Below are 15,430 nucleotides of genomic sequence, written 5' to 3' on the forward strand. Positions count from 1 at the left end.
CGCGCCGGCCATGGTTAAGCGATCGCTTGACAATCGATCGTCGGCACTTAAACTCAAGCACATGCTTAACCATTCCCCACAGCTGGACCGCATCTTCCACGCCCTCGCCGACCCCAGCCGGCGCGCGATGATCGAGCGCCTGGGCGCCGGCGCCGCCAGCGTCAGCGAACTCGCGCAGCCGCTGGCGATGTCGCTGGCGGCGGTGGTGCAGCACCTGCAGGTGCTGGAGGGCAGCGGCCTGGTGCGCTCCAGCAAGACTGGCCGAGTACGCACCTGCGAACTCGACCGCGACGGCCTGAGCGCCGCCGAGCGCTGGATCGGCCAGCGCCGCGAGGCCGGCGAGCGCCAGCTCGACCGCCTGGGCGCCTACCTCGCCGCCCACGCCGTGGCGCCGCCAGCCGATCCCAAACCCCACCCGCGCAAGCGCCGCCCCGCATGAACGCCGACGACCTCGCCCACGATAGCTTCGTACTCGAACGCCGCTACGACGCGCCGCCGGCGCGGGTGTTCGCGGCCTACGCCGACCTCGCCGCGCGCTGCAGTTGGGGCGCGCCCTCGCCGGACGAGGCCATCGTCTACAGCGAACACGACTTCCGCAGCGGCGGCCGCGACGTCTACCGCTGCGGCCCGCGCGACGATCTGCGCTATCACGGCAGCGTCCGCTACGAACACATCGTCGAGGATCGTCGCATCGTCCTGGTCGAGCGCATCGAAAGCGCGGGCGCCCTGCTCTCGCTGGCCCTGATCACCTGGGACCTGGAAGCCGACGGCGCCGGCACGCGCCTGCGCCTGACCACCCAGATCGCGTCCCTGGTCGGCGCGTCGATGATCCAGGGCAGCCGCGGCGGCACCCGCGCCGCGATCGACAATCTGGGCGACTGGCTGGGCCGGCACTGAGCCTGCGCCGCGGGCGCGCGCAGCGACTTCAAGACCTTCGAAACAACGCGTGCGCGCGCAAGACCGATGGCATCTTGCGGCGCGCCGCGGCTGGCCGCACATTGCCCGGGTCCCACCCCCGACCCGAGACCGCAATGAAATTTCTGGTGATGATCTACAACGACGACAGCCTGCTGAGCCAGGTGCCGGACGATGAAGCCAAGAGCATGATGCGCGAGTGCCTGGTCCACGCCGACCAACTGCGCGATCAAGGCTATCTTTTGGACTCGCAGCAGCTCGAAGCGCCGACCACCGCCAAGTCGCTGCGCGTGCGCAACGGCCGCGCCACGATCACCGACGGCCCCTTCGCCGAGACCAAGGAATACCTGGGCGGCTTCAACCTGATTGAGGCCGAGAACATGGACGAGGCCCTGCGCATCGCCGCGCAGTTCCCCTGGGCCGATTCCGGCTGCATCGAAGTGCGCCCGGTGCGCGATATCGGGCAAGTGCGCCTCAACGTCGGCGCCTGAGGCGTCCGACACCGCAGCGGCCGCCGCGCGCGACGGCCGCTGACGCGAACGCTCAACCCGCCGGCGTTGTGTAACGCGCCGCCGGTCGGCTCAGCGACAACCCCGGTTTCAACTGCAGGCGCGCCTGGGTGTAGCGCTCCCAATCCGCGATATCCGGCAAGGACGGGATGGTCACGACCTCGCCCAGGTCGAAGCCGGCCAGGGCCGCATCGACCATATCGCCGGCCTCCATCACCATCGCCGCCGGCAGCGCGTCCACGCTCATGCCCGAGCGCTCCCAGATTTCGGTGCGGGTCACGCCCGGCAACACCGCCTGCACCCGCACGCCGTACTGCGACAGCTCCTGGTGCATGGCCTGGCTCAGCGCCAGCACATAGGCCTTCGAGGCTAGATACACCGCCTCGAAGGACTCGGGCATCAGCGCCACCACCGAGCCCAGGTTGACGATCGCGCCGCCGCCGCGGCTGGCGAAACGGCGCGCGGCCGCGGCCGCCAGACGCGTGAGGGCCCGCACGTTGAGGTCGACGATCGCTTCCAGCTTGTCCGGGTCGGCGGCCGAGAACGCGCCGCTGCCGGCGATGCCGGCGTTGTTGACCAGCCAGGCGATGTCGGGATCGTCGAGCAGCAGGCGCTCGACCCGCAACAGGTCGTCGCGCTCGAGCAGATCGGCGCGGCAGACCTCGACGCGGCGACCGGTCTCGGCCTGCAGGCGCTCGGCCAGGGCCTGCAGCCGTTCGCGGTCGCGTGCGACCAGGATCAGGTCGTAACCGCGCCGCGCCAGGCGGTCGGCGTAGACCGCGCCGATGCCGGTGGAGGCGCCGGTGATCAGGGCTTTGGGAGTGGCCATGGGCATGTCTTCCGAATGAGGAGTGGCATCAGGCGGCTTGCGGTAGCAGCGCGCGCTGGCGACGGATCCGCAGCGCCTGCAACAGCGCCACCGCCAGGAACACCAGGAAGGCCGCGCCGACCGCGGCCTGCAGCTCGGGCGCGTCCGGGCCCGACACCAGCGGCCGGCCTTCGGGGATGCGGGTGGCGGTTTCGGTGAAGCCCGGAATCAGATGGAAGAACACCGTCAGCGAATAGCCGATCACCGCGATGTAGCGCGACAGTCGGCCGAAGATCGCCTTGCGGTCGGCGCCCAGCGCCGCGAACAGCACGATCAGGGTGATCACGCCCAGCGCATGCGGCTTGCCGAAGCCGCCATGACGGAAGATGAAGAAGCCGGTGACGCAGCTGCCGACGGTGAACCACACGTAGACCTTGCCGATCAGGCGCTCGTAGCCGATCTCGCGATAGCGGATCAGGGCGATGAGGCCGGCGAACAGGGCGATAAGGCTGACGACGGTATGGAACATGCCGAAGGGCGTGATGCCGAACATGATTCACCTCGCGAAGGCTGGGCGGATAGGACGGAAGCGCGACGCCGGCGCGCGGCCGGCGTCGCGCGCGGGTCAGGACTTCAGGAACGCCAACATGTCGGCGCCGAGTTTTTCCTTGTGGGTGTCGGTGATGCCGTGCGGCGCGCCGGGGTAAATCACCAGCTTGGCCTGCGGGATCAGCTTGGCGGAGGCGCGCGCGGCGGCGTCCACCGGTACGATCTGATCGTCGTCGCCGTGCAGCACCAGGGTCGGCTTGTCGAACTTCTTCAGATCTTCGGTGAAGTCGGTGGCCGAGAATGCGGCGATGCAGTCGTAGGCGTTCTTGTGCCCGGCCATCATGCCCTGCATCCAGAACGCGTCGATCGCGCCCTGCGATTTCTTGGCGCCGGGCCGGTTGTAGCCGAAGAACGGACCGCTGGCGAGGTCCTGGTAGAGCTGCGAACGGTCGGCCAACGAGCCCTTGCGGATGCCGTCGAACACTTCGATCGGCAGACCGCCGGGATTGGCCTCGGTCTTGAGCATCAGCGGCGGCACCGCCGAGATCAGGCCGAGCTTGGCGACGCGCGCGGTGCCGTGACGGCCCACATAGCGCGCGACTTCGCCGCCGCCGGTGGAGAAGCCGAACAGCGCCGCGTCCTTGACGTCCAGGTGCTCGAGCAGCTCGGCCAGGTCGTCGGCGTAGTGATCCATGTCGTTGCCCTGCCAGGGCTGACTGGAGCGGCCGTGGCCGCGCCGGTCGTGCGCGATCACGCGGTAGCCGTTTTCGGCCAGGAACAGCATCTGCGCTTCCCAGCTGTCGGCATTGAGCGGCCAGCCGTGGCTGAGGACGACGACGGGGCCGCTGCCCCAATCCTTGTAATAGATCTGGGTGCCGTCTTTGGTGGTGATCGTGCTCATGGTCTTGCTCCCGGAGTCGGTGGGGGGTGGGGTCGGAACGGCGGCGTTGGTGCGTGGGGCATCGGTATCCGCGCAGCCGCTCAGCGGCAGCGCGAGGCCGGCGGCGAGCGCGGCCGAGCCGGCAAGCAGGGCGCGGCGCAAGGGATCGACATCGGCGGACGGTTTGCGGGTCATGGCGGGGTACCTCCTCTTGGGCCGTGCGGCGGAGCAGGTGGGGCGCGGGACGGATGCTGCGGCGGCGCCGATCGATGTGCGTATTGGCACCGTGGAGGCATAGTTACCCAGGCCGGCGCCTTGCGGAAATACCCAGCCGAGCAAACAATGTTTGCGTTTTTGCAAAAGCCCGTGGCACGTCGATTGCGTAGGAGCGGCCGGTGAAGCTGGACTGGAACGACATCCCCCTGCTGCTGGCGCTGGCCGAGAACGGCAACATGAGCCAGACCGCGCGCCTGCTCGGCCTGGACGTGTCGACGGTGAGCCGGCGCGTGGCCGCGGCCGAACGCGCGCTGGGCCTGCGCGTGTTCATCCGCGAACCCGGCGGCTACAAGCCCACCGATGCCGGACGCGTGTTCGTGAGCCACGCCGAGGCGATCTACGACCGCGTCCAGACCATGCTGCTGGACACCCGCGCCGAAGCCGAAGGCATGACCGGACCGGTGCGGCTGACCGCGGTCGACGTGCTCTTCAGCCACTGGCTGGCGCCGCGCCTGCCGGCCTTGCTGCAGGAACATCCCGGCCTGCAGATGCAGCTGATCGCCGGCAACCACGATGTCTCGTTCGCGCGTCGCGAGGCCGATCTCGCGGTGCGTCTGGCGCGCCCCAGCCAGGACGCCTCCTTGCGCATGCGCAAGGTCGGCGAGCTGGGCTTCGCGGTCTACGGCATGCGCCGACGCGTGCCGCTGGCGCGCGAGCAGTGGCCCGAGCAGCCCTGGCTGGCCTATGGCGAGGAACTCGCGCGCCTGCCGGAAATGCAGTGGCTGCAACGCCTCGGGCCCAAGCGTCTGGTCCGGGTCAGCAGCGTGGCCACCATGGTCCACGCCTGCGAATCCGGCGTGGGCCTGGCCCTGCTGCCCTGCGTGGTCGGCGATCGCATCGGCGGCCTGATGCGGCTGGACCCTACCCCGGTGCTGTATCGCGATCTATGGCTGCTCAGCCACCGCGACGCCGGCCAGGTCGCGCGCTTCCGCTACGTCGCGGCGTGGCTGGCGCAGTTGTTCGCGGCGGATGCGGCGGCCTTGCGCGGCGACGGCTGAGGCGCGGCCTCGTCCCGGCTGCGGACGCCGCGGCCTTGGCGCGGACATCACGACATCGCGCGGCAGTCTCGGCTGCTGCGACAGCGCGCAGGCAAGCTGTGGCTCTCCTCGTCAGGGAGATCCCCGGGGCGGCGCGCGGACTGGGACCGCGCGTCGCTCCGGCTTTCTTTGAGGCTTTCCAGAGCTTTGCCCGCGACTCAGGGCCTGCTCTTAACCACTACGGCCGTACGCACCACCAGCACCGGCTTCCATGCCTCGCAATCATCTTCCACTAGCCGTTAACAGGAATCCAGGAAGCGGCTCCGTGACCTCCACTTATGGAGGCAGGAGCACGGAAGACGACGGCCATACCTTATGAGCGGCGCCGCATCCGCTAGGCCAGGATCGAAGGCTCGCCTAGTCAATCCGTGCTGCAGCGCCGCATCAGCGCATCGAAATGAGTGCTGTTGAACGGGGGCATTCCCCACGTTGCCTTTTCTGGACGTAAACTTCGTTGCGAGGAATACATTCTATGCAGGCACCAGGGAGGGAGCTCGATGCAAACAGAATTCAATTGTCGCTGGGGGATGCGCTTTTTTTACTTGGCAATGCTCATATTGGGGACACTATCACCAACAGGTTGCGCCAAGGACCCCTTAGAAGACACCACACTGAGCGAGATGCCTCGCTGGATCTACCGCGACGATAAACACGCTGACGTCGCGCTCGTATTCGTACACGGTCTTTTTGGTGGCGCCACCAGTACCGCGACCAACGAGAAAGGCGAGAGCTTATTCCAATACATCCATGACAATCCAGACATCGGCCCACAGGTCGACATATTCGCTTTTGGCTTCACTTCCAACATGTTGCGTGACGGCTCGCTAGACATACGAGAGGCGGCCGGCGTACTTGACGATCGCTTACGTTACGCAGGCGTATGGGACTACGACACCGTTGTGTTCGTCACTCATAGCATGGGTGGACTCATAACGATGCAGGAGCTTGTCAATCATCCGGATAGATTGGAGCAAGTACCTCTGGTCATGATGTATGCCGTGCCGCAAGAGGGCTCACAGCTCGCTCAAATCGGCGCACACTTCTCTGACAATCCCGCGCTCCGGCAATTGGTCCCAGCCAACGGCTCTGACTTTCTCAGAGGCCTGGACGATAGCTGGGGATTGATCCCCCGAGAACGTCTTCCACACGTAGTTTGCGCCTATGAAACCGCTGATACTCACGGAATAAAAATCGTTGATCGCACCAGCGCCACTCGCTACTGCGATGGTACGCGCATGGCAGTGGGTGGCACCGATCACATCACCATCGTTAAGCCAACACACGAACAGCACGACTCGGTAGTAAAACTGGTGATCGCACTCAATGACTATGTTCTCGGCACTAAGCGCAAGCCCTTAGTCGAAGCAGTTGGCTTTACAAATGAAGGTGAGCACTTGGTGTACTCATATGATTTACAGAAAGACAATGTTGCACGCCTAGTGAACCAGGGCCCCCGCACGGTTCGATACACCTTGGGCCCCATGTCAAATCCAAAACTTATTGTGTCGCCCACCCATACACCCCGCCATATTTCGCCAGGAAACACCGAGGAACTCCGGTTCTATCTTTTGCACACAGGCGAATGGCGTCCTGAGTATCGCCTTACGCTGAAGGCCGCCGCGATGCCCGAGCGAACAATCGTCGTACGAGTGTCAAAAGAAGTTATCAACCAAAACCCAACAATCGAGAAGTTAGCTAGCGACCTTGAGCAACACTTAGAAGTGCCGGAGAACATCGCACAGCTAAAGGCACTATCACCAGATGGACAGAGAGAATGGTTGATTGACGCAGCTCAAAAATCGCTTCAGAGCCAGCACCCTGAACTGTCCAATCAAAAAGGTTTGAGCGCGCTAATAACGGCCGACGCGCTATCCGCAACGGGCTTCTCTGAACTGGCCGCAGCCACTTTACTCAAGGCGACCGACGAAACAGCCACCTGGGGCGAAGTAAAAAAAATACCCAGCGCAGAGCCGCTAATCAGCGCAATTGAAAAGCAAACAGGAGTGAAGCTTCCTGGGACCTGGGCACACGCAACAGATTACGGTGACGTTAAGATTTCTAGCTACCGACCAAGCCATATCAACCTCGACACATGGTCTCGCTTGGCAACAAAACTGCAAGAAGTACCTGCGCTCAAGCCCGCTGGGCTGAGCCTCAAGGGAGATGTTTTTCGAGAGAGAGGCATGATTGAAGATGCCAAGATTGCGTATCGAGATGCCCACAGAATAAGCGCGTCACCAGAGCTAGAGTTTAAGCTCAGGGATATTCAACATATGCAACAGACATTCGGCCCGAACATCCAGTACAACGCAAACAAAGACATGCTAAACCAAAAGAAGGACACACTTCCTCTACAACGACCAGACTCAGAGGCAGAGGGCTAAATCCCTCTGCACACCAGTGGCGCATACTGATAACCCACATTGGAGATGATTCGGCGCGACGTTTTGCATTCGGCTCTTATGGTTACCCACAGAAACTCCTCGAACGCCCCAGAAGCTAATGCGCGGGCTGCGACGATGCATCACCCCAGATCTTTTGGCGTCTAATATTGCGAACACTACGCTCGCGTGGCGCAGCTCACGGCGCGCTCTTGACCACCACGCCCGCGCGCATCACCAGCACCGGCTTCTCGGTCGCGCGCACGTTCTGGATCACGTCGCCGGGCACCGCCACGATGTCGGCGGCCTTGCCGACTTCCAGGGTGCCGGTGTCCTTGTCGATGCCGAGCAATTTCGCCGAGCCCTGGCTGCTGGTCATCAACGCCTGCGCCGGGCTCATGCCCATGTCGACGTAATCGCCGAACTCGCGTGCGTTGAGGCCGTGCGGGAAAACCGCCGAATCGGTGCCATAAGCGATCGGCACGCCGATCTTGAGCGCCTGCTTGAACATCTGGGTATGCGCGGCCGCGGCCGCACGCGCCTTCTCGCCGATCTTGGGCGGATAGGTATCGGCCTTTTCGTCCACCCACAACTGGGTCATGCGCGTGGGCACCAGGTAGACGCCCTTGTTCTTCATCAGCTGCAGCGTGGCCGGGGTGAGGAAGCTGCCGTGCTCGATCGAATCGATGCCGGCCTCCACCGCCAGCCGCGCGGCGACGTCGCCGTGGCTGTGCGCAGCCACCTTGCGGCCCCAGTTGTGGGCCTCGCCGATGATCGCGCCGAGTTCGGCCGGCGTCAGCTGCGGCACGTCGACCGGGTCGGACTCGGACAGCACGCCGCCGGAGGCGCAGATCTTGATCACGTCGGCGCCGAACTTCATCTGCTGGCGCACCGCCAGCCGGCATTCCTCGGCGCCGTTGCACACCCCTTCCAGCGGACCGGCGGGACGGATCCGGTCCGGGGGCGCGTTGACGCTGTCGCAATGGCCGCCGGTGGAGCCGATGGCGTGGCCGGCCACGATCAGGCGCGGGCCCTGGACCAGGCCGGCGTTGATCGCGTTGCGCAGGCCGATGTCGACGAAATCCGGCGCGCCCAGCTCGCGCGCGGTCGTCACGCCGGCCTTCAGCGCCGACTGCGCGTTGCGCTGCGCATGGAAGGCCTGCTCGGTCGGGAAGCGCAGCATGTTCTCGTAGAAGCCCTGGGCCCAATCCTCGCTGTGGTCGGAGGCCAGGTGGGTATGCGCATCGATGAAGCCGGGCAGCAGGGTCGCATCGCCCAGGTCGATCACTTGCGCGTCGGCGGGGATCGCGGCATCGCGACCGACCGCGACGATGCGATCGCCGCGCACCACCACCACGCCGGGCGAAACCAACTGCCCGCTGCGTCCGTCGAACAGATGCGCGGCCTTGAGCGCGATCGTCGGCGCGGCGCTCTGCGCCTGCGCGTTCATCGCCAGGCTCAGACCCAAGGACCAGGCAGCGGACAGGACGGCGTTGCGCAACTTCATACGGACTCTCCCCGGAGCGACATGGTGAGAGCGAGTGTAGGGCTTGCTGCGACGCGGGATATGGGACCTTCGGATGACCGACGCCTCAGTTTCCGCGCGCGCCCCGCATCCGATCGTGCGCGAAATTCTCCGGCCGTCCTCGCCATGACCCGAAGAGGACGCCGCCAGGCATCGCGATGCGCAGGATGCGGTGAGCCAAAGGCGAACCGCATCGTCTTCACGGCGCCGGGTACTAGTTGGCGGCCGCCGACTTGCGCAACAGATCGCGCACCGCCTCGGCGGTGGCGGTGGCCGACTGCGGGTTCTGGCCGGTGACCAGACGTCCGTCGACGCTGACCTGCGCGGTCCAGTTCGGCGCGGCCTGATGCTGCGCGCCGCGCCGGCTCAGCGTGCTGGCGAGCAGGAACGGCACCACGCTCTCCAGCTTCACTGCGCGCTCTTCGTCGTCGGTGAACGCGCTGACGCGCTTGCCGGCCACCAGGTAGCTGCCGTCGCTGAGCTTCACGTTCACCAGCGCGGCCGGGCCGTGGCAGACCGCGGCGACCACGTTGCCGGACTCGTACACCTCGCGCGTCACCCGCTGCACCGCCGGGCTGTCGGGAAAATCCCACACCGCGCCATGGCCGCCGGCGTAGAACACCGCCGCGTACTTGCGGCTGTCGACCTCGTCCAGGCGCGCGGTGTTGCGGATCGCGGCGCGGAAGCCGGCGTCGTTCCAGTAATGCGCGTTGGTGACGTCGTCCAGTTCGACGCCGTCGACCGGCGGCTCGCCGCCCTGGATCGAAGCGAACTCGACCGCGATGCCGGCGGCATCGAACACCGCCAAGGGGTGCGTGACCTCGCCCAGGTAAAAACCGGTGGGCTGGCCGGTGCTGCCCTTGGTGCCGTGGCTGGTCAGCACCATCAGCACCGGCTTGGGCGCGGGCGGGGTGGCGCCGGTGGCGGCGGCGGACAGGCCGAACAGGGCGGCGGCGAATAGAGCGCTCATGGCGGGAATCCTGGGAAGGGTCGGGAGCCGACCGGGTGCAGGCACTCTATTCCTGCCGTTTGTGGCGATAAACTGGTGCCCTGGCAAATTACTCGTGCGTGGAACGCAATAATGAGCCGCCACTACGACCATCTGGCCGACGTCGAGGCCTTCGCCGCCGCGGTCGAACGCGGCTCGCTGACCGCCGCCGCGACCGCGCTGGCGACCACGCCCTCGGCGATCAGCCGCGCGATCGCGCGCCTGGAAACCCGGCTGGGCGTGCAACTGCTGCGGCGCACGACCCGGCGCCTGGGCCTGACCGAAGCCGGGCGCGCCTATCTGGAGCAAACGCGTGCTGCCTTCGCCCTGATCGACGAGGCCGAACGCAGCCTGCAGGGCCAGGGCGGCGCACTCTCCGGCAGCGTGCGCCTGAGCGTGCCCACCACCTACGGCCACTACCGTCTGCCGGCGCGCCTGCAGGCGTTCGCCCAACAGCACCCGCAGGTGCGCATCGAGCTGAGCATCGCCAATCGCAATGTCGACCTGATCGCCGAGGGCTACGACCTCGCGATCCGACTGGGCGAGTTGCCCGACAGCGGCCTGGTCGCGCGCAAGCTCGAGGACGCGCCGGTCTGCCTGGTCGCCTCGCCCGACTACCTGCGGCACGCGGGCCTCCCGCGCACGATCGACGAGCTGGCCCAACACCGTTGCCTGTCGTTCGTGATGCCCAGCAGCGGACGCGTGTTCCCCTGGATCCTGCGCGAGGACGGCCGCGATCGCGACTGGACGCCGGGCGGAGCCTTGCGGGTGTCGGACGATCCCTTGGGCATGGTGTCGTTGGCCGAACAGGGCGCGGGCATCTGCCAGAGCTACGACTTCATCGTCGGCGAACGCGTGCGCGCCGGACGCCTGGTCGAGGTGCTGCCGCACACGCGCGGCCGCAGCCGATCGTTCTCGCTGATCTACGCACCGCACCGGCAGCTGTCGGCGGCCGCGCGCGCCCTGATCGCGGCGCTGAGCGCGGGCTAAAGCACCGCCGCGTCGACATTTGCGGAGCCCCGCGCGCGGGCGGACAATCCGCTTGTCGCCTCAGCGCGCTATCCACGGAGTCACCCATGATTCTCCGTCCTGCCTTGATCGCCGCCCTGCTCGCTCTGATGCTGGCCGGCACCGCCGCCGCCAAGAGCCGCAACGTCACCGACCCGGACGCGCCGCGCGCCTTGCCCGAACAGGGCCCGGTCGAAGTGCGTTGGGAAAACCCGGCCCAGTTCACCGAGATCCGTTACAGCGGCAACGCCAGCGAAGCCAAGCGCGGCAACTGGGTCGAAGACCTGGCCCAGCACCTGCGCCAGCGCGCGCAGAAGCGCCTGCCCGCGGGCGAGCGCCTGGAAGTCGACATCCTCGATATCCGCCGCGCCGGCAACTACGAACCCTGGCGCGGCGTCGCCTTCAACGACACCCGCTTCATCCGCGACATCTACCCGCCGCGCATCACCCTCAACTTCCGCCGCATCGGCGCCGACGGCCAGGTCATCGCCGAAGGCGAACGCAAACTCAGCGACATGGGTTTCCTCAGCAACGCCAACCCCCTGAGCAACAGCGACCCGCTGCGTTACGAAAAGACGCTGATCAACCGCTGGCTGGACCGCGAACTCAAGCGCCCCGACGTCTAAGCCGCACCGCCGCCCGCCGCTCCGCACCCTCCATGGGCGCGCCACCAGCCGCATCCGCCCCTGTAGGAGCGGCGCAAGCCGCGACCGCGACACCGCACCCACGGCGAAACCAACGACGCACGCCGAATCCCGAGTCGCGGCTCGCGCCGCTCCTACCCGGCCATGCCGACTCCGCTTTCTGCTTCCTGTGGGAGCGGCGTAAGCCGCGATGAATGCCCCGCACTCGTCGCGCAACTCGCGTCATCGCCGCAGCCCAATCGCGGCTCACGCCGCTCCCACAGCGCCAGCGCAACGCGCCCCGAACATCGCTCGCCCCCACCCGCGCCTCTTCCGATCGCCACCTGTAGGAGCGGCGCAAGCCGCGACCGCGAAACCGCGCCCACGGCGAAAGCAACGACGCACGCCGAATCCCGAGTCGCGGCTCGCGCCGCTCCTACCCGGCCAAACCGACTCCGCTTTCTGCTTCCTGTGGGAGCGGCGTAAGCCGCGATGGAAGCCTCGCACTCGTCGCGCAACTCGCGTCATCGCCGCAGCCCAATCGCGGCTTACGCCGCTCCCACAGCGCCAGCGCAACGCGCCCCGAACATCGCTCGCCCCCACCCGCGCCTATTCCGATCGCCACCTGTAGGAGCGGCGCAAGCCGCGACCGCGAAACCGCAACTGCGACGGAACCAACGACGCACGCCGAATCCCAGGTCGCGGCTCGCGCCGCTCCTACCCGGTCCTGCCGACTCCGCTTTCTGCTTTCTGTGGGAGCGGCGTAAGCCGCGATCGCGCCACCCCACCCACGACGCCGCCCCCCTCAAAACAGCGACTCCACCTTAGCGCCGCAGCGTCTCCAAGAACTCCCGCAGCGCCGTATTGAACGCCTCGGGCTGATCCACGAATACCCCATGCCCCGCATCAGCGATGACCTCCAAACGCGCCCCCGGCACCTGCTCCGCGATCGCCTTCTGCGCCGCAAGCTCGTCCGAACTCGCCGCCGCCACGATCAACGTCGGCCGATCGAACTTCTTCAGCGCGCCGCGGCGGTCGACGCCATACATATCGGCCACCAGCATCGCCACGCCCGTGCTCACCGGCGTACGCATAGCGATTTCAACGCGTCGCTCCACACGCGGCGCATCCAAAGGTTTCACGAAAATCGCGCCCATCATGCCGCGCAGATACTCGCGCGGATGCGCCGCGTAGACCGCCATCATCTCGAGGAAGCGCTGCGCCGCCTGCGGATCCGCGCTCACCCCGCCAGCACCGCGCGAAACCGCCGCATCCACCAACACCAGGCCGGCGATACGCCCGGTCCCGTAACGCTGCACATAGGCGGCGACATCCTGCACGCCCTGCGACCAACCGATCAGCACCACCCCGTCTAGCTTGCGCGCCGCCAACAAGGCCTCGATATCGCCCGCGCGCACCTCCGGCGTATTGCCGCTCCCGCTGTGCTGCGAGGCCCCCTGCGAACGCGGGTCAATCGCCACCACCCGATGCCCCTCGCCGAACGCCGCCAGCTGCGCGTCCCAGATCGTGTGATCCATGCCCCAGCCGGGCACGAACACCAGCACCGGCGCCGCGTCGGTCCGCCCGTTGTCGACGTAGTGAATGCGTGTGCCGTCGGAGGCCGGCACCGAGCCGGCGGCGTAGCCCTCGGCAGCGGCCACCGACCCGCTCGCCAGCACGCCGGCCAGCAGGAGCGAGCCGATCAGCGCCCATAGCCGCGCGCAACGCCTGGGATTTGGGAGGGTCGTGTTCATGGCGCCGGACTCGCAGGTCGTAGGGAGGTCGCCGCGATCATCGCAGCGCGCGCCGGCCCTGGACTGTGCCGGGAGTGAGGGTTCGACCCCGTTCCCTCACCCCGCTCGTTGGAATCGATGCCGGCCGCTACGATGGGGTTCGGACCGACGGCGTGCCGATGCGCCGATGCGCTTACAGGGGAAGGGGATGAGCGGAATCGTCAAAACTGCGTTGCTGTCGGCTGCGCTGGCGCTGGGAATCCTGGCTACGGCGCCCGCGGCGGCGGCTAAGCCCAGCCTGCAACCGTTCGAGGATGAGGCCGCCTTTCAAGCCCTGCTGAAGAAATGGAAACAGGAGGGCGCGCGCAGCCGACTGCGCCATCCGGTCATGCAGGCGCCGCCGCCCGCGCCTATGGCCGCCAATCCGCCAGAGGTCGATTCGTCGGGGCAATCGCTCTCGCTGGACAGGATCGAGGTCACCGGCTCGCGAATCTCGGCCAGCGACCTGGCGCCGACCGGTCCGGATTCGATCACCAACGTGCAGACCGAAGGCGTCGACGAAGGCGACATCGTGAAAAAGGCGGGCGACTACCTGATCGTGCTTCGACGCGGTCGCTTGTTCACCGTTCGCATCGGCGACGACGAGCTGCGGGCGGTATCCACGCTTCCGGCGCATGCGCCGGGCGTCGATATGGACGACACCTGGATCGACGAGATGCTGATCTCCGACCGCACGGTGGTGGTGATCGGCTACAGCTACGAACGCGGCGGCACCGAGATCGGCCTGTTCGAACTGGACGCCCAAGGCGGTCTGCACTACCGCAACACTTACCAACTGCGCAGCGGCGATTACTACTCCGAACGCAACTACGCCAGCCGCCTGATCGGACGCACGCTGATTTTTTACGCGCCCGTCCCGGTCGATCTGGACGATCCGAATGCCCAGCTTCCCGCGCTGCGCCATTGGCGCACCGCGGCCACGCCGGACGACTTCAAGCGCATCCTGCCGGCAACGCGCATCTATCGCGGCCTGGACCGACCGGACGGCGATCAGGAGGTGAGCCTGCATACGGTCAGCATCTGCGAACTCGGCGCGGCGGAGATGAGTTGTCGCGCCACCGCGGTTCTGGGCGAGGACTCTCGCGATTTTTATGTATCCGAGGATGCGGTCTACGTCTGGACCGCCTCGTGGGAGGCCGACTCGGAGCACCCCAAACCGTCGTCGGTGTTCCGCCTGCCCCTGGATGGCGGCGCGCCCGCCGCCTTGCGCACCAGCGGTTATCCGATCGACCAGATGTCCTTTCTGCAACGCGACGGCCATTTGAATGTACTGGTGGGCACCAGCTACGACGGCCAGGGCATGTGGCGACAGGGACTGAAAGCCGGCGAAGTCGCCCTGCTGCGCGTGCCCCTGGCGTCGTTCGGCGACGCCACCGCGCGGGCGCCCGCTTCGGCGTATCGCGCCTTGCCCGGCATCAACAGCGAATACGCCAGTCTGTACAACCGCTACATCGGCGATTGGCTGGTCTATGGAGAGGGCGAGAACTGGGCAGACAAGCGGCCGATCAAACACTCCGGATACGCCCTGCGCTACGCCGACAGCCAGGCGCCCCTGCAAGCGTTCGGACTGCCGCATTACATCAGCCGCATCGAAGCCTTGGGCGACGACGCCTTGCTGGTCGGTCCGAACGGATCCGACCTCCACTTCACCAGCGTGCGTCTGGACGGCAAGCCCGCCCCCGCCAGCGCCTTCGTCTATCCGGACACCTACCAAGCCGACCAGCGCACTCATGGCTTCTTCTACCGACCCACTGGCGACGGTATCGGCATTGCCGGCCTGCCGGTACTGCGCGAGGACCCGGACGACGACGAAGCCCCCGGCCAGGCCAGCGTCGTCTACCTGCGCAACCGCGCCCTGCACCTGAGCCGCATGGGCCAGCTCGACGCGCGTACCTCGCCGGCCGTCGACGACGGTTGCCAGGTCAGCTGCGTGGATTGGTACGGCAACGCGCGCCCCATCTTCGTCGGCGGTCGCGTATTCGCCCTGCTCGGCTACGAACTGGTCGAAGGCCGCGTCGATGCGGACCGCATCCAAGAACGCCGCCGCGTGGACTTCGGCCCCGGGCGCGCCGCGGCCGTTTCCAAATAAGTACGCGAGCGCGAACCTCCCCCGCTCGTACGGGGGAGGTTCGCGAACG

14 protein-coding genes are annotated in these 15,430 nt (G+C 66.7%); 8 read left to right on the plus strand and 6 right to left on the minus strand.

The genetic code is table 11. From position 1 onward, the window contains the following. The first annotated feature begins 61 nt into the window (after positions 1 to 61). The 3 genes from BMZ45_RS17780 (at position 62) to BMZ45_RS17790 (ending at position 1,406) form a co-directional block, all read left to right on the plus strand. The gene (locus BMZ45_RS17780) at positions 62 to 439 is read left to right on the plus strand and encodes an ArsR/SmtB family transcription factor (protein ID WP_091637874.1); all 378 of its coding nucleotides are present in this window, start codon (positions 62 to 64) and stop codon (positions 437 to 439) included. After that, positions 436 to 897: an SRPBCC domain-containing protein gene (locus BMZ45_RS17785; protein ID WP_091637875.1), complete on the plus strand. Its 462-nt coding sequence runs from the start codon at positions 436 to 438 to the stop codon at positions 895 to 897. Before BMZ45_RS17780 ends, BMZ45_RS17785 begins: the two co-directional genes overlap by 4 nt. Positions 898 to 1,031: 134 nt before the next feature. After that, on the plus strand, positions 1,032 to 1,406 hold the full coding sequence (locus tag BMZ45_RS17790) for a YciI family protein (RefSeq protein WP_091637876.1): 375 nt from the start codon (positions 1,032 to 1,034) through the stop codon (positions 1,404 to 1,406). Positions 1,407 to 1,458: 52 nt separating this feature from the next. On the opposite strand, the gene BMZ45_RS17795 is transcribed toward BMZ45_RS17790, so the two are convergent. From BMZ45_RS17795 to BMZ45_RS17805, 3 genes are all read right to left on the minus strand, one after another. Next, a complete protein-coding gene (locus BMZ45_RS17795) occupies positions 1,459 to 2,253 on the minus strand; it encodes an SDR family NAD(P)-dependent oxidoreductase (protein ID WP_343124212.1) in 795 nt (264 codons plus the stop codon). Positions 2,254 to 2,281: 28 nt separating this feature from the next. Further along, the gene (locus tag BMZ45_RS17800; protein WP_091637878.1) at positions 2,282 to 2,785 is read right to left on the minus strand and encodes a hypothetical protein; all 504 of its coding nucleotides are present in this window, start codon (positions 2,783 to 2,785) and stop codon (positions 2,282 to 2,284) included. Positions 2,786 to 2,857: 72 nt separating this feature from the next. Further along, positions 2,858 to 3,682 (minus strand): alpha/beta fold hydrolase, encoded by an 825-nt coding sequence (locus BMZ45_RS17805; protein ID WP_091638034.1) that lies wholly within the window; start codon positions 3,680 to 3,682, stop codon positions 2,858 to 2,860. 374 nt (positions 3,683 to 4,056) lie between these two features. Here BMZ45_RS17805 and BMZ45_RS17810 point away from each other — a divergent pair, with 374 nt between their 5' ends. Together BMZ45_RS17810 and BMZ45_RS21405 are read left to right on the plus strand one after the other, a co-directional pair. Then, complete coding sequence (locus tag BMZ45_RS17810; protein WP_091637879.1) at positions 4,057 to 4,935, plus strand: LysR family transcriptional regulator; 879 nt, start codon at positions 4,057 to 4,059, stop codon at positions 4,933 to 4,935. Positions 4,936 to 5,471: 536 nt separating this feature from the next. Next, positions 5,472 to 7,358: an esterase/lipase family protein gene (locus BMZ45_RS21405; protein WP_139215565.1), complete on the plus strand. Its 1,887-nt coding sequence runs from the start codon at positions 5,472 to 5,474 to the stop codon at positions 7,356 to 7,358. Between the two features lie 196 nt (positions 7,359 to 7,554). Here the strand turns inward: BMZ45_RS21405 and BMZ45_RS17815 are convergent, their stop codons facing one another. After that, entirely contained in the window at positions 7,555 to 8,862 is a 1,308-nt protein-coding gene (locus tag BMZ45_RS17815) for a metal-dependent hydrolase family protein (protein ID WP_091637880.1), read from the minus strand. Positions 8,863 to 9,094: 232 nt separating this feature from the next. Beyond that, complete coding sequence (locus BMZ45_RS17820; protein ID WP_091637881.1) at positions 9,095 to 9,850, minus strand: type 1 glutamine amidotransferase domain-containing protein; 756 nt, start codon at positions 9,848 to 9,850, stop codon at positions 9,095 to 9,097. Between the two features lie 111 nt (positions 9,851 to 9,961). Here BMZ45_RS17820 and BMZ45_RS17825 point away from each other — a divergent pair, with 111 nt between their 5' ends. Together BMZ45_RS17825 and BMZ45_RS17830 are read left to right on the plus strand one after the other, a co-directional pair. Then, positions 9,962 to 10,858 carry a LysR family transcriptional regulator gene (locus tag BMZ45_RS17825; protein ID WP_091637882.1) on the plus strand — a complete coding sequence of 299 codons (897 nt, stop codon included), beginning with the start codon at positions 9,962 to 9,964 and terminating at the stop codon, positions 10,856 to 10,858. Positions 10,859 to 10,944: 86 nt separating this feature from the next. Continuing rightward, complete coding sequence (locus BMZ45_RS17830; protein WP_091637883.1) at positions 10,945 to 11,502, plus strand: DUF3016 domain-containing protein; 558 nt, start codon at positions 10,945 to 10,947, stop codon at positions 11,500 to 11,502. An 821-nt stretch (positions 11,503 to 12,323) separates the two neighbouring features. On the opposite strand, the gene BMZ45_RS17835 is transcribed toward BMZ45_RS17830, so the two are convergent. Beyond that, on the minus strand, positions 12,324 to 13,253 hold the full coding sequence (locus tag BMZ45_RS17835; protein WP_091637884.1) for an alpha/beta fold hydrolase: 930 nt from the start codon (positions 13,251 to 13,253) through the stop codon (positions 12,324 to 12,326). A 187-nt stretch (positions 13,254 to 13,440) separates the two neighbouring features. Here BMZ45_RS17835 and BMZ45_RS17840 point away from each other — a divergent pair, with 187 nt between their 5' ends. After that, positions 13,441 to 15,381 carry a beta-propeller domain-containing protein gene (locus tag BMZ45_RS17840; protein ID WP_175489142.1) on the plus strand — a complete coding sequence of 647 codons (1,941 nt, stop codon included), beginning with the start codon at positions 13,441 to 13,443 and terminating at the stop codon, positions 15,379 to 15,381. Positions 15,382 to 15,430 lie beyond the last annotated feature (49 nt).

The organism is Lysobacter sp. cf310, assembly GCF_900114355.1.
Taxonomy (GTDB): domain Bacteria; phylum Pseudomonadota; class Gammaproteobacteria; order Xanthomonadales; family Xanthomonadaceae; genus Lysobacter.

Excerpts from the sequence above, each read along its gene's own strand:
- BMZ45_RS17790 (WP_091637876.1), top strand. The coding sequence starts at position 1,032 with ATGAAATTTCTGGTGATGATCTACAACGACGACAGCCTGCTGAGCCAG.
- BMZ45_RS17800 (WP_091637878.1), bottom strand. The coding sequence starts at position 2,785 with ATGTTCGGCATCACGCCCTTCGGCATGTTCCATACCGTCGTCAGCCTT.
- BMZ45_RS17785 (WP_091637875.1), top strand. The coding sequence starts at position 436 with ATGAACGCCGACGACCTCGCCCACGATAGCTTCGTACTCGAACGCCGC.
- BMZ45_RS17820 (WP_091637881.1), bottom strand. The coding sequence starts at position 9,850 with ATGAGCGCTCTATTCGCCGCCGCCCTGTTCGGCCTGTCCGCCGCCGCC.
- BMZ45_RS21405 (WP_139215565.1), top strand. The coding sequence starts at position 5,472 with ATGCAAACAGAATTCAATTGTCGCTGGGGGATGCGCTTTTTTTACTTG.
- BMZ45_RS17840 (WP_175489142.1), top strand. The coding sequence starts at position 13,441 with ATGAGCGGAATCGTCAAAACTGCGTTGCTGTCGGCTGCGCTGGCGCTG.
- BMZ45_RS17780 (WP_091637874.1), top strand. The coding sequence starts at position 62 with ATGCTTAACCATTCCCCACAGCTGGACCGCATCTTCCACGCCCTCGCC.
- BMZ45_RS17815 (WP_091637880.1), bottom strand. The coding sequence starts at position 8,862 with ATGAAGTTGCGCAACGCCGTCCTGTCCGCTGCCTGGTCCTTGGGTCTG.
- BMZ45_RS17795 (WP_343124212.1), bottom strand. The coding sequence starts at position 2,253 with ATGGCCACTCCCAAAGCCCTGATCACCGGCGCCTCCACCGGCATCGGC.
- BMZ45_RS17805 (WP_091638034.1), bottom strand. The coding sequence starts at position 3,682 with ATGAGCACGATCACCACCAAAGACGGCACCCAGATCTATTACAAGGAT.
- BMZ45_RS17825 (WP_091637882.1), top strand. The coding sequence starts at position 9,962 with ATGAGCCGCCACTACGACCATCTGGCCGACGTCGAGGCCTTCGCCGCC.
- BMZ45_RS17835 (WP_091637884.1), bottom strand. The coding sequence starts at position 13,253 with ATGAACACGACCCTCCCAAATCCCAGGCGTTGCGCGCGGCTATGGGCG.
- BMZ45_RS17830 (WP_091637883.1), top strand. The coding sequence starts at position 10,945 with ATGATTCTCCGTCCTGCCTTGATCGCCGCCCTGCTCGCTCTGATGCTG.